At 69.0% G+C, this 13,751-nt stretch carries 11 protein-coding genes; 7 read left to right on the top strand and 4 right to left on the bottom strand.

Annotation, left to right across the window (positions count from 1 at the left end):
* Nucleotides 1-184 precede the first annotated feature (184 nt).
* A complete protein-coding gene (locus JAV51_RS15755; protein ID WP_197321494.1) occupies nt 185-1,201 on the top strand; it encodes a TerC family protein in 1,017 nt (338 codons plus the stop codon).
* 41 nt (nt 1,202-1,242) lie between these two features.
* Nucleotides 1,243-3,186, top strand: a complete 1,944-nt coding sequence (locus tag JAV51_RS15750; RefSeq protein WP_197321493.1) for a S9 family peptidase — start codon at nt 1,243-1,245, stop codon at nt 3,184-3,186.
* Here JAV51_RS15750 and JAV51_RS15745 read toward each other — a convergent pair.
* Entirely contained in the window at nt 3,179-3,832 is a 654-nt protein-coding gene (locus JAV51_RS15745) for an RES family NAD+ phosphorylase (protein ID WP_197321492.1), read from the bottom strand. The genes JAV51_RS15750 and JAV51_RS15745 overlap by 8 nt on opposite strands.
* Nucleotides 3,833-3,864: 32 nt before the next feature.
* Nucleotides 3,865-4,452, bottom strand: a complete 588-nt coding sequence (locus JAV51_RS15740; protein ID WP_197321491.1) for a helix-turn-helix domain-containing protein — start codon at nt 4,450-4,452, stop codon at nt 3,865-3,867.
* 203 nt (nt 4,453-4,655) lie between these two features.
* Between JAV51_RS15740 and JAV51_RS15735 the strand changes: the two genes are divergently transcribed.
* On the top strand, nt 4,656-5,057 hold the full coding sequence (locus tag JAV51_RS15735; protein ID WP_197321490.1) for an NUDIX domain-containing protein: 402 nt from the start codon (nt 4,656-4,658) through the stop codon (nt 5,055-5,057).
* A 112-nt stretch (nt 5,058-5,169) separates the two neighbouring features.
* On the opposite strand, the gene JAV51_RS15730 is transcribed toward JAV51_RS15735, so the two are convergent.
* Nucleotides 5,170-5,844 (bottom strand): MBL fold metallo-hydrolase, encoded by a 675-nt coding sequence (locus JAV51_RS15730; RefSeq protein WP_197321489.1) that lies wholly within the window; start codon nt 5,842-5,844, stop codon nt 5,170-5,172.
* A gap of 98 nt (nt 5,845-5,942) precedes the next feature.
* On the opposite strand from JAV51_RS15730, the gene JAV51_RS15725 reads away from it, so the two are divergent.
* Genes JAV51_RS15725 through JAV51_RS15715 form a run of 3 tightly spaced genes read left to right on the top strand, consistent with a single transcriptional unit; the run spans nt 5,943 to nt 10,578 of the window.
* The gene (locus tag JAV51_RS15725) at nt 5,943-7,160 is read left to right on the top strand and encodes an acyltransferase (protein ID WP_197321488.1); all 1,218 of its coding nucleotides are present in this window, start codon (nt 5,943-5,945) and stop codon (nt 7,158-7,160) included.
* 57 nt (nt 7,161-7,217) lie between these two features.
* The gene (gene uvrA / locus JAV51_RS15720; protein WP_197321487.1) at nt 7,218-10,076 is read left to right on the top strand and encodes an excinuclease ABC subunit UvrA; all 2,859 of its coding nucleotides are present in this window, start codon (nt 7,218-7,220) and stop codon (nt 10,074-10,076) included.
* A gap of 28 nt (nt 10,077-10,104) precedes the next feature.
* Nucleotides 10,105-10,578, top strand: coding sequence for an SRPBCC family protein (locus JAV51_RS15715; protein WP_197321486.1), 474 nt, complete (start codon nt 10,105-10,107; stop codon nt 10,576-10,578).
* A gap of 16 nt (nt 10,579-10,594) precedes the next feature.
* On the opposite strand, the gene JAV51_RS15710 is transcribed toward JAV51_RS15715, so the two are convergent.
* Nucleotides 10,595-11,929, bottom strand: a complete 1,335-nt coding sequence (locus JAV51_RS15710) for a cation:dicarboxylate symporter family transporter (RefSeq protein ID WP_197321588.1) — start codon at nt 11,927-11,929, stop codon at nt 10,595-10,597.
* 173 nt (nt 11,930-12,102) lie between these two features.
* On the opposite strand from JAV51_RS15710, the gene JAV51_RS15705 reads away from it, so the two are divergent.
* On the top strand, nt 12,103-13,746 hold the full coding sequence (locus JAV51_RS15705; protein WP_197321485.1) for a sensor histidine kinase: 1,644 nt from the start codon (nt 12,103-12,105) through the stop codon (nt 13,744-13,746).
* The last annotated feature ends 5 nt before the right edge of the window (nt 13,747-13,751 follow it).

Genomic DNA, 13,751 nt, shown 5'->3' with positions numbered 1-13,751 from the left:
CACCACTGGTCATCCTGCGTCACAGTCGAGATGATGGTGGGCGTTCGTGGAGGGGAGTATTCCTTCGCGGCGGCGTCGTCAACACGGCTGTCCTCGCTGACACCCGGCGCCGTCGGCCGACGTCCGCGTCGGTGGGAGAGACCTCCGGTACTGGCCGCTACGCGCTGACCGGAGGTTGGCTCATATGAACGTGCCCGTGTGGGTATGGCTTGCGACGGTGGGGGCACTCCTCCTCCTGGTCGCGCTCGATTTGATCATCGTCGACCGCAAACCGCACAAGGTCACCACCGGTGAGGCCGCTCGCTGGGTGGTCTTCTACGTCTCCTGCGCCGTCCTGTTCGGGGTCGGGGTGTGGGTCATCGCAGGCCACGATCCCGGCGTCGAGTTCTTCACCGGCTACATCACCGAGTACTCGCTCTCGGTCGACAACCTGTTCATCTTCATGGTGATCATCGCGTCGTTCCGGGTGCCGTCCATCCATCAGCACCGCGTGTTGCTGATCGGCATCCTGCTGGCGTTGGCCATGCGGGCGGGGTTCATCGCGCTCGGAGCTGCTCTGATCGCGAAGTTCGTGTGGATCTTCTTCGTCTTCGGCGGATTCCTCATCTTCACCGCGATCAACATGGTGCGGGAGAAGGACGACGACGAGGAGTACAACGAGAACGCGCTGACCCGGTTGGTGCGCAAGCTCTTCCCGGTCACGCCCGACTACGTCGGCCACAAGATGTCCGTCAAGCAGGGCGGCAAGCGGTATCTCACACCGATGTTCGTGGTCATCGTCGCGATCGGGAGCGCCGACCTGCTGTTCGCCGTCGACTCGATCCCGGCGATCTTCGGCATCACCCAGGACCCGTACCTGGTGTTCACGGCCAACGCGTTCGCGCTCATGGGGCTGCGCCAGCTCTACTTCCTGGTCGGCGGTCTGGTGACCAAGCTGGTGTACCTGTCCTACGGGTTGTCGGTGATTCTCGGCTTCATCGGCGTGAAGCTGGTGCTGCACGCTCTGCACGGCTACCACGTCGCGCCCGAGTGGCTGGACATCGACAACTGGACCTCGCTCGGCGTGATCGTCACGGTGCTGGTCGTGACGACCGTCGCGAGCCTGTGGAAGGTCAAGCGCGACCCGACCGTGACGAGCAAGCTGAAGCTCGATGTGGACACGCCGGATGAGGAGACCCGGGAGCCTTCGCGGGACGGCTAAACCGTTACCTCGGCTAAAGAATTTCGGTTAGAGTCCGGATCATGCGTCCCACAGATCTCGACCGCATGGCCGTTCCCGGTCGTCCGACGATGCGGGGCGAGCTGCTGCTCACGGCGGTGGCTCGCCCCGACACGGACACCGACGTCTACCGCAGTTCTCTCGTCCGGATCGGGCCCGACGGTCCCGCACCCTGGACCCACGGAGAGCGGGACACCGCTCCTGCGATCTCCCCGGACGGCCGGTGGGTGGCCTTCCTGCGCGCCACCGGTACCGACGCGCCACAACTGCACGTCATGCCCGCGGCGGGCGGCGAGTCGCGCCGGCTCACCGATCTCCCGTTGGGAGCCGGGACACCGGTGTGGGCGCCGGACTCGCGCCGCATCGCCTTCACCGCTCGCGTCCCCGAACCGGGCCGCTACGGCACGGCCGCCGACGGCAAGGACGCGCCGAAACCCGAGGCCGAGGCGCCGCGCCGGATCACGCGCTTCGACTACCGCCTCGACGGCGAGGGATTCCTTCGTGATCGGCCGTACCGGCTCTTCGTCGTCGACACCGAGACCGGCGACACCCTCGGCGCGGACGACCTCTCGCCGCTGACCGACGCCACGGTGAGCGTCGGCGACCTGGCATGGACCCCGGACTCCACCGGTGTCGTCGTGGTCGCGCCTCGCGACTGGGACGCCGAGGAGTCGCTGCACGACGACCTCTACCTCGTCAGGGTCGACGGTGGCGACGGTCCGGAACTGCTCGTGCGGAGCGCGGGCTCCGTGTCCTCGCCGGTCGTGACCTCCGACGGCGCGGTGTACTTCTACAGCACTGCTTTCGACGGCTTCGACCCCGTGGCGCGCAACACCGGACTCTGGGTGACCTCCCTGAGCGACCGGACGGCCCCGCGCCGACTCACCGACGCGGAGACCGTGGGCTGTGAGGCCTCGGCCGGGCCGCCCGCCGTCCGAGACGACGACGTGCTGGTGGCCGTTCGGCATCGCGGTGCCGTCGAGCTGCGCAGCGTCGCCAAGGACGCCACCGAGGCCGCCTTGGACGACCTGCCGCTCCTGGCGGGAGAGCGAGCCGCCGTCCGGTCGTTCACCGTCGACGGCGACCGCATCGCCCTGGTGCAAGCCGGACCGGAGGACACGGGAGAGATCGTGCTCCTCGAAGGTGGCTCCGCTCGCGTTCTCACGGACTTCTCCGCGTCGCTGCGGGAGGCCGGGATCAGGCCGATGGAGGAGGTCACGGCCACCGCGCCCGACGGCTACCCCGTGCACGGCTGGGTCGTGAAGCCCGAGGGCGACGGTCCCCATCCCGTGCTGCTCGTGGTGCACGGCGGTCCGTTCGCCCAGTACGAGTGGAGCCTCTTCGACGAGGCCCAGGTGTACGCCTCGGCGGGGTACCTGGTCGTCCTCCCGAACCCGCGTGGCTCCGCCGGGTACGGCGAGTCGCACGCGCGGGCGGTCGTCGGCGCGCTCGGCACGGTGGATGCCGACGACGTGCTGGCCCTGCTCGACGCCGTGTCGACGCGCCCGGACGCGGATGCCGATCGCGTCGGCGTGATGGGCGGCTCCTACGGCGGCTTCATGACCGGATGGCTCGCCGCCCACCACGGTCACCGGTTCCGTGCCGCCTGGAGCGAACGTGCCGTCAACGCGTGGGACTCGTTCACCGGCAGTTCGGACATCGGCTGGTACTTCACCGGCGCCTACGTGGGCGACGATGTCGACGAGCAGCGTCGACGCAGCCCGCTCACCTACGCCGACCGGATCACGATCCCGTTCGCGGTCGTGCACTCCGAGCAGGACTGGCGTTGTCCTCTCGAACAGGCTCAGCGCATGTTCGTCGCGCTCAAGAAGTCAGGGTGCGAGACGGAGATGCTCGTGTTCCCCGGCGAGGGACACGAACTGACGCGCTCGGGCCGACCGCGTCACCGGCTCCAGCGGTTCGAGGCCGTGCTGGAGTGGTGGCAGCGACACCTGCCGGTCAGTTGACCAGCACGTAGTTCAGCTCCTCGCACACCCGGGACAACGGCACGTCCAGTCCCGGGTGGTCGAGGGGCAACAGGACGTCGGGAACGGAGGGCAGCGCCCCACCCGCGGGCGGGTCCCACAGACACACCGCGGGCTCTCCCGCGTCCATCGACGAGCGGTACCAGACGCCGTCGAGGTCGCGGTAGGCCGAGCGGATCGCCCTCGCCCACGCCTGAGTGATCTTCTTCGGCCCGCTGGAGATCTCCTGGGACGCGCCGACTCGCGTGGGCCAGAGCCCACAGAGGTCGAGGAGTCGCAACGTGCGGGCGGGGCGGACCACCACGAGGTGCGGTCCCCGCGTCTTGCGGTCGACGGTGGAGGTCGTCTGGTAGACCTCGGCCACGCTCGTGCGCACCGACAGGCCGAAGTACAGCACGCCGTTGTGGGGGTCGGTGACCATCTCGCCGTACCGCGGCTGCTGCGGGTCGAATCGACCGTGGGGCAACGGGCCGGTGTAGCGGAACGTGTCCCACTGCTGCGGATGCCGCCCGTGGGCGGTGTAGATCCGCACGAGCCGGGTGTTCGGGTGAACGGCGACGATGTCTTCGGCAGGGCGGAGCGCGTTGACCAGTACGGCCCGCGACGGCGGCCGGGGCAGTCTTGCCATGAACCGTGACTAACCGATCCGGGATCCGGGGTTCAGACGGGCGTGCCGAGAACGGCGGCCAGCTCGGCCACGTACTCGGGGTCGCCGCCCGCCAACAACCACTGTCTCGGCGTGGCCGGTCTTCCGTTGATCACCAGGTCGGTCTGGGGAGTGCTCATGAACGCGGCCACGACCAGCGCGGGCTGGTCCTCGGGCACCGCGCGCAGCACGACGTCCAGCCCGGGCAGCACGCCGCTCGGGGTGAACTGCCACGCGGGCAGGCGCCAGCCACCCTGGGCCTTCCAGCCGGTGAGTCGGCCTTCCTTCAGCCGGTGCCGAATGCGGCTGTCGTCGACCCCGAGCAGCGTCGCCGCTTCCGCCACCGTGAGCGCGGAGTCGGCCAGCACCGCGTGGGCGGCCACGGCCCGTGCGCGGGCATCGCGGTCGTCCTCGCTCGCGGGCGCGAGGTCGAGCCCGACGTCCTGCAGTGCTTCCCGCTGTTCGGGGGAGAAATAGTGGGCCGGATTCGGGCTCGGCGGGGTCAGGCGCTTGGCTGCGTCCTCGACCAGCGCCAAGAACTCGGTGGGGTCGGTCTTGAGCCCCGCCTTGGCGAGAACGTTCTTGAGAGCGATGGTCGTCATGCCGCCTAGAGTAACCCGGATGTGCGGGTTCGTGCGCTTTCAGCGCGCTGCTCACACCTGAATTCACCGAAACCGACACACACCGCACAACATCGAACACAGATTGTAGCGACTCGCTCACGGTTCGCGGAGGCCACTGCTCTGTCCAGCGGCGTCACTCCCGGTCGAATTCACCCTGTCGGCCTCCGACTAGCGTCGAAGCTGTGAGCGGAGTGATCGACAGCGTGTCGTGGGTGCTCGTTCGGGACCGCCGGTTGTTGACCGTGCGCACGAAGGGCAAGGAGAAGTTCTACCTTCCCGGCGGCAAGCGGGAGCACGGTGAGAGCGACGTCGAGTGTCTCTGTCGGGAGATCCGGGAGGAGTTGACGGTGAACGTCGACCCGCGCAGCGTCGCTCGGTTCGCCGAGCTCGACGAACTCGCCGACGGCTACACCGACGGGCGTCGGGTGCACATGACGGCCTACACCGCGCGGTACGAGGGCGAGTTGCGGCCGGGCCGCGAGATCGCCGAACTGGCGTGGCTCGCGGCGTCCGACGCGCAACGGTGCCCGCCCGCCGGACGCCGGGTCCTCGCCATGCTCGCCGAGCGCGGCGAAATCGACTGAGGACCGAGGCGCCGTGGCGGGCGTCCCCGGTTTCGAGTAGAGCCGGTCGTCAACGGGCGGTCTCGTGGACGTGGTGCCACGACGATCGCTTCCGTGACGTCGACGGCGTCCGTCACCAGCCGCGCTCGCGCCATTCCGCGAGCTTGCCGCGCTCGGCTCCCAGCGTCGAGTCGTCGCCGTGGCCGGGGTAGAACCACGTCTCGTCGGGAAGCTCGGCGAAGATCCGCTGCTCCACGTCGTCGATGAGCGAGGTGAAGTTCTCCGGCGACGTGGTCTTGCCGACACCGCCCGGGAAGAGCGAGTCGCCGGTGAACAGGTGCGGACGCCCCTTCGGGTCGCGGTAGAGCAGCGCGATCGAACCCGGCGTGTGGCCGCGCAGGTGGATGACCTCCAGCGAGACGTCGCCAACGGAGATCGTGTCGCCGTGCTCCAGCAGGATGTCCGGCGGTACGGGCAGCGGGTCGGCGTCCAGCGGGTGCACCGCCGTGTCCGTTCCGTAGGCGCCGGCCAGCGCACCCAACGCCTGCCAGTGGTCCTTGTGCTGGTGCGTGGTGACGATCGTGCGCAGCGACGGGCGGTCGGGACCGTGCCCGATGAGGTCCGACAGCCGCTCGTAGTCGTTGGCGGCGTCGATGAGCAGAGCCTCGCTGGTGGCGCGGCACACCAGCAGGTAGGCGTTGTTGTCCATGGGGCCGACCGACACCTTCGTGATGGTCAGCGCGTCGAGCACCCGCCGCGCGGCGGCACCGGGTTCGACGTGTCCGGTGTAGTCCTCGGTGACGTTCACGGTCTTACGGTAGTCAATGCGTCGGCCACCCCCGACGGCCGCTGGTCGACCGTTCGCCGCTACGGTCGGTTGACCGCGCACTCGCTGGGGGGTTCCTCGTGACCGTCACCGGAGGTTCGCAGCCGACGTCGCGTTCGTCGCGACGCTTCAACTGGGACCTGATTCGCGTCGTCGCCATCGTCTTCGTCGTGCTGGGGCACGTCACCGGAGTGGCCAGACAGGTTCCGGGCATCGAGGCGTACCCGCTGGAGCTGAACATCCGGTTCGGCACGGTCACGCTGTTGGTGCTCTCCGGATACTTCATCGGCCCGACCATCCGCCGGGGCAGCGCCGGCCGATGGTTCCGCGCGCGACTCGCGAGACTCCTGCCCGCCTACTTGGTGGCCGTGGTGGTCGTGTACACGGTGACCCGGCTGGTCGTCGTGCGGTTCAACGGAGGAACGCACCAGGACGGCGTGCTGGGTGTGCTGTTCGGCGAGCCGATCATGCCGGCCGATCGGGGACCGGACGCCCTGCCCGCCTGGCACGTGCCGGACCTGGCGGATCTGCTGTTGCACCTGACGCTGCTGCACGAGTGGAACCCCGATCCGTGGCATCGCATCGACGGCTCGTACTGGACCCTTCCCGTGCAGGTGATCACCTTCGCCGTCGCGGCCCTGATCTGGCGCTACAAGCTGCATCACCGCATCAGCGCCGTCGTCATGCTGTGGGCGGCCATGGTCGTCTCCGTGGTGTCGCCCGTGCTGGGGCTCCTCGTCGAGACGGCGCCCGCCGCGACCGGGATGTTCCGGGCGTACCTGTTCGCTGCGGGTGTCGCGATCTGGCTGTGGCAGCAGCGTCGATTGCCGACCACGCAGCTCGTCCTGTTGCTCGGCACCGCCGTCGTCATCCAGATCTTCCGCAGCGGAACCCCCGTGCCGCTGGTCGTGCTCGGGTTCGTCGTCATGCTCGTCGGCATGTGCGCTGCCGCACGGGGACCGGACTGGGACGTGCCGGGGTTGCGGCTGCTGCGCAGGCCGGTGACGTGGCTCGCCGGGATCAGCTACAGCCTCTATCTGGTTCACCAACAGCTCGGCTACGTCCTGGCGCGAGCGCTGAGCGAGGCCGGAGTCTCGCCGTGGTGGTTACGCTTGTCGATAGTGGTCGGGGCCGCCGTGGTCGCGGCCTGGCTGCTCACCGTCCTCGTCGAACGGCCGGCGCACCGGCTGCTCACGCGGCGACGTCACCGCAGTGTTGCGGACGTCACACCGACCGCGGGGTCGTCCCAGGAGGGCCCCCGCGACGCGTCGTCCGTTTCTGTCGGGGGTGCGACCTAGCATGGGGCGGCCGACGTCTGTTCGGCCTTCCACACATCATTCTCGAAGGGATCTCGGGTGGCTGATCGCCTCGTAGTCCGTGGCGCCCGTGAACACAACCTGCGTGGCGTCGACCTCGATCTGCCCCGGGACAGCCTCATCGTGTTCACGGGGTTGTCGGGGTCGGGCAAGTCGAGTCTCGCGTTCGACACCGTCTTCGCGGAGGGACAGCGGCGCTACGTGGAGTCGCTGTCGGCGTACGCGCGGCAGTTCCTGGGACAGATGGACAAACCCGACGTGGACTTCATCGAGGGTCTCTCTCCCGCGGTGTCCATCGACCAGAAGTCCACCTCGCGCAACCCGCGCTCCACGGTCGGCACCATCACGGAGGTCTACGACTATCTGCGGCTGCTGTACGCGCGGGCGGGCAAGCCGCACTGTCCTCGGTGCGGTGAGCCGATCAGCAAGCAGACGCCGCAGCAGATCGTCGACCAGGTGCTCGACATGGAACCCGGCACGCGGTTCCAGGTCGTCGCGCCGGTCGTGCGTGGTCGCAAGGGCGAGTACGTCGATCTCTTCGCGAACCTGCAGCAGCAGGGCTTCGCACGTGTCCGGGTCGACGGCACCGTCCACCCGTTGTCGGACCCGCCGAAGTTGAAGAAGCAGGAGAAGCACGACATCGGCGTGGTCGTCGACCGGTTGAGCGTCAAGGCCAGCGCCAAGCAGCGGCTCACCGACTCCGTCGAGACCGCGTTGCGCCTGGCCGACGGGCTCGTCGAGCTCGAATTCGTCGACCTGCCCGAGGGCGACCCGCACCGCACGCGCGGCTTCTCGGAGAACCTCGCCTGCCCCAACGGGCATCCGCTCACGATCGAGGACCTCGAACCGCGGTCCTTCTCGTTCAACGCGCCCTACGGCGCGTGCCCCGACTGCACCGGGATCGGCGTCCGCAAGGAGGTCGACCCCGAGATGGTGGTGCCCGACGACGAGCTCTCGCTCGCAGAAGGCGCCATCGCGCCGTGGTCGGGCGGACAGAGCGCCGAGTACTTCCAGCGCCTGCTCGAATCGTTGTCCACCGCGCTCGGCTTCCGCATGGACACGCCGTGGCGCAAGCTGCCCGCGAAGGTCCAGAAGGCGGTGCTGCACGGTGTCGACGAGCAGGTGCACGTGCGTTACCGCAACCGCTACGGCCGCCAGCGGTCCTACTACGCCAGCTTCGAGGGCGTCATCCCGTTCCTGGAGCGGCGCCACGAACAGACGGAGTCCGAGTGGGCGCGCGAGCGCTATGAGGGCTACATGCGCGAGGTGCCGTGTCCGACGTGTCAGGGGACGCGGCTGAAGCCCGAGATTCTTGCCGTCACCCTCGAACACGAGGAGTACGGCGAACGGTCGATCGCCGAGGTGTGCGCCCTGTCCGTGGCGGAGGCGTCGGAGTTCCTCGACGGTCTCCGGCTCGGCCCGCGTGAGGCGATGATCGCCGGTGCCGTGCTCAAGGAGATCCAGGCCCGGCTGCACTTCCTGCTCGACGTCGGCCTCGACTACCTCTCGCTCGACCGCGCGGCGGGCACGCTCTCCGGCGGTGAGGCGCAGCGCATCCGGTTGGCGACGCAGATCGGGTCGGGTCTCGTGGGCGTGCTGTACGTCCTCGACGAGCCGTCGATCGGCTTGCACCAGCGTGACAATCACCGGCTCATCGAGACGCTCACCCGTCTGCGAGACCTCGGCAACACACTGATCGTCGTCGAGCACGACGAGGACACCATCAGGGCGAGTGACTGGGTCGTCGACATCGGTCCCGGCGCGGGCGAGCACGGCGGTCTCATCGTGCACAGCGGCACCTACGAGAAGTTGCTGCGGAACAAGAAGTCGCTCACGGGCGACTACCTCTCCGGACGGCGCACGATCGACGTCCCGGAGGAACGCCGGAAGGTCGACCCGAAGCGGCAGCTCACGGTGGTGGGCGCGCGCGAGAACAACCTGCGCAACATCGACGTGTCGTTCCCGCTCGGGTGTCTCGTCTCGGTCACCGGGGTGTCCGGGTCGGGCAAGTCCACCCTCGTCAACGACATCCTGGCGACGGTGCTCGCGAACAAGCTCAACAACGCCAGGCAGGTGCCGGGCCGCCACAAGCGGGTCAAGGGGCTCGACCACGTCGACAAGCTGGTGCGTGTCGACCAGTCCCCGATCGGCCGGACGCCCCGGTCGAACCCGGCGACCTACACGGGGGTGTGGGACCACATCCGCAAGCTGTTCGCCGCCACCACCGAGGCGAAGGTCCGCGGCTACCAGCCCGGCCGGTTCTCGTTCAACGTCAAGGGCGGCCGGTGTGAGGCGTGCGCGGGCGACGGCACCATCAAGATCGAGATGAACTTCCTGCCGGACGTCTACGTGCCCTGCGAGGTGTGCAAGGGCGCGCGGTACAACCGCGAGACGCTGGAGGTGCATTACAAGGGCAAGACCGTGGCCGAGGTCCTCGACATGCCGATCGAGGAGGCCGCCGAGTTCTTCGAGCCGATCAAGGCGATCCACCGCCACCTGCGGACGCTGGTCGACGTCGGGTTGGGGTACGTCCGGCTCGGTCAGCCCGCGCCGACCCTCTCCGGCGGTGAGGCGCAGCGGGTGAAGCTGGCCAGCGAACTGCAGAAGCGGTCGACGGGCCGGACGGTCTACATCCTCGACGAGCCGACCACGGGACTGCACTTCGAGGACATCCGCAAGCTGCTCGGCGTGATCAACGGGTTGGTCGACAAGGGCAACACCGTGATCGTGATCGAGCACAACCTCGACGTCATCAAGACGTCCGACTGGGTCGTCGACCTCGGCCCGGAAGGTGGTTCGGGCGGTGGCACGGTCGTCGCCGAGGGCACGCCCGAGGACGTCGCCGCGACGGAGGGCAGCTACACGGGGCAGTTCCTCGCCCCGTTGCTGAACGTCTGAGCCGCGACCGCGTGGGGAACCCGGAACCATGTCGACGACGTGGTACCGGTTCCGCACGCGGTGGTGGTTGCGCGCCGACGCGCCGACGGTGTTCGCGGTGTTGGCCGACCTGGCCGACTATCCCCGTTGGTGGCGGGACGTGCGGTCGGTCCGGCAATGCGACGCGGACACGGCCGAACTCCGGGCGCGGGCCGTCCTGCCGTTCACACTGGCGCTGGTGTTGAGACGGACCGAACAGGACTCCCGCACCGGGCGGCTGGCCGTCGCGATCGACGGCGATCTGAGCGGGTCGCTGCGCGCCGAGGTGGGTCCGGACGGGCTCGGCACCCGGGTGGAGATCGTCCAGGAGGTCGAGGTGCGCCGTCGGTTGCTGCGGGTGCTGTCGCCGTGGCTTCGCCCGGTCCTCCGGTTCAACCACGCGGCCATGATGCGACGTGGTCGGCAGGGACTGGTGACGCGTCTCGCGGATGACCGGACCGGCCACCCGCGAGACGCGGCTTGACGCCGAGCGCTCGTGCTCAGGCGGGGGAGTGCTGCTTGTCGGACACGGCCGGGCCGTCGCCCGGTGCGGCGTCCTTGCCGGCCGACGCGTGGTCGTCCAGGAGCGTGGTCTCGTCGAACGGCTCCTGCCCGGAGAGCACCCGGGAGAGCCGCTCGCGGTCGAGCGACTTCGTCCACGACCCGATGAGCACGGTCGCCACGGCGTTGCCCGCGAAGTTGGTCAGCGCGCGGGCCTCGGACATGAACCGGTCGATACCGAGGATGAAGCCCACCCCGTCGACGAGTTCCGGGCGGTGCGACTGGAGCCCACCGGCGAGCGTCGCGATACCGGCACCGCTGACCCCGGCGGCACCCTTCGACGCGATGATCATGAAGACCAGCAGGGAGATCTGCTCCCCGACGCCGAGCGGGCTGCCCTGGGCCGTCGCGATGAACAGCGTCGCCATCGTCAGGTAGATCGCGGTGCCGTCGAGGTTGAACGAGTAGCCCGTGGGAACGGTGATGCCGACGACGGGCTTGCTGACGCCGACGTGCTCCATCTTGGCGATCAGGCGCGGCAGCGCCGACTCCGACGACGACGTCGACACGATGAGCAGGAACTCGCGGCCGAGGTAGCCGAGCAGCTTGAAGATGTTGACGCGAGCACCGAACCACAGCATGGCGCCGAGCACGACGAACACGAACAGCAGACACGTGATGTAGAAGCCGATCATGATGACGGCCAGGCTGCGCAGCGCGTCCCAACCCGTCTCGCCGACCACGGCCGCGATCGCGCCGAACGCGCCGACCGGAGCGGCCCACATGATCATCGCCAGGATGCGGAACACGAGCCGCTGGATGTGCTCGATGCCCCGCAGGATCGGCTGACCGGCGGTGCCCATCTTCTGGAGGGCGAAGCCGGCGAGCAAGGCCACGAGCAGAGTTTGCAGCACCGAGCCCTCGGTGAACGCCGAGACCAGCGTCTCGGGGATGATGCCGAGGAGGAAGTCGACCGTTCCCTCACCGCTCGCGGCGCTCTCCTGCGCTGCCGCGGCGGCCTCCGGGTCGAGTTCCATGCCCTCGCCGGGATGCAGCACGTTACCGACGACGAGCCCGATGCCGAGCGCGAACGTGGACATCAGCATGAAGTAGCCGACGGCGAGCAGACCGACCTTGCCGACACTGGCGGCCTTGGCGACCGAGCCGATGCCGAGCACGATCGTGCAGAAGATGATCGGGCTGATCATCATCTTGATCAGGTCGACGAAGCCGGTGCCCAGGGGCTTGAGTTCCTTCGCCATGTCGGGCGCGACGAAGCCCACGATGATCCCCAGCACCACCGCGGCGATCACGGCCAAGTACAGGTAGTGCATCCGGTCGCGACGCCGCGGCGCTTCGGCAGCCGTGGGCGACGGTTCAGGCAACGTTGCCTCCTCGAAGTACTGACGGGTAATCGTGACGACTATGGGAACCTCGCGCCCGGCTGTCACGGTTGTGTTCATTTCGGTCGCGAACTCGCGTCGGGCGCGTGTGTTCTCATGAACCGGTGCGCCGTCCGCCCCGTTTCCGACTTCCCGGCCCGCCCGGCCGGAGGTGGAGTGTCGCCAGGCAACTGCTGGTCCTGCAGCTCAGCGTCGTGGCTGTCCTGGTGATCGGCGGCACGTCGCTGGCCTACGTCGACGCCGTCAACACGGTGGAGGACAAGGCGACCGACGAGGTCGTGTCGGTGGCGGTCACCCTCGCCGACTCGCCGGACATCCGCACGGCGGTGACGCGACCGAACCCCAGCGTGACGCTGCAGCCCTTCGCCGAGCGCGTCCGTGCCGACACCGGGGTCGACTTCATCACGATCATGAGTCCCGACCGGACCCGGTACACGCACCCGAATCCCGATCGCATCGGTGAGCCGTTCATCGGCACCATCGAGCCCGCGTTGCGGGGACGACTGGTGACCGAGACCTACACGGGCACGCTCGGGCCGTCGGTGCGCGCGGTGGCGCCGGTGTACGTCGACGGCGAGGTCGGGGCGCTCGTGGCGGTGGGCATCACCGTCGAGGCGATCTCGACCGAACTGGCGCAACGCCTGCCGCCGGTGTTCGGGGTGGCGGCGGGCGCGCTCGTCGTGGGCGCGATCGGCAGCGTGGCGGTGAGCGGCCGCCTGCGCGCCCAGACCCGAGGGGTGGCCCCGGACGACCTCAGTCGGATGTTCGACTACTACGAGGCCATCCTGCACTCGGTACGGGAAGGGCTCGTCCTCGTCGACCGGGACGGTCGGGTGGGCCTGTACAACGACGCCGCCGCCGAGCTGCTCGACCTGCCGGGCGACGTGCGGGGAGCTGCCGTCTCGGAGCTGGGCCTCGCCGACGCGCTCACCCGCACCCTGGTGGCCGACGACGCGGTCGTCGACGAACTCCACGTCACCGACACCCGGGTGCTGCTGGTCAACACGGTCCCGGTGCGGTCACGGGGCCGGGCGATGGGCAACGTGGTGACGTTGCGGGACCACACCGAGTTGCAGTCCCTGACCGGCGAGCTCGACACCGTCCGTGGCTTCGCCGAATCGTTGCGGGCGCAGGCACACGAGTCGGCCAACCGCCTCCACGCGGTGGTATCGCTGGTCGAACTGGGCCGCACCGAGGAGGCGGTGTCGTTCGCGACCTCCGAGTTGCGTACGGCGCAGGAGCTGACCGACCGCGTGTTGAGCGCGGTGTCCGAGCCGGTGCTGGCGGCGTTGCTGCTGGGCAAGTCGAGCGAGGCGGCCGAGCGTGGGGTCGAGTTGGTCATCACCGACGACACCGTGCTCGACGACACGAGTTCCACGATCGATCCGCGCGACCTGGTCACCGTGCTCGGCAACCTCGTCGACAACGCCGTGGACGCCGCCGTCGAGACCGCCGCCGAACGTGCCCCCACGGTGTGGGTGCGGGTGCGCGCCGACGACGGCACGCTGGTCGTTCGGGTCGCCGACAGCGGTCCGGGAATCGACCCCGGGATCGGCGCGCACATCTTCCGCCGAGGGTGGTCGACGAAGTCGGGAGGGGGAAGCACGGGGCGTGGTCTCGGCCTCGCGCTGGTCGGGCAGACCGTCCGCCGACTCGGCGGCACCGTGTCGGTGGCGAACGCCGACGACGGGGGTGCGGTGTTCACCGTGCACGTGCCTCTCCCCGCGACGACGGATCACCCTGGGTGACTCCC

This window comes from Saccharomonospora sp. NB11, from assembly GCF_015910535.1.
Lineage (GTDB): Bacteria > Actinomycetota > Actinomycetes > Mycobacteriales > Pseudonocardiaceae > Saccharomonospora.
This window is presented reverse-complemented; position numbering and strand designations above follow the sequence as displayed.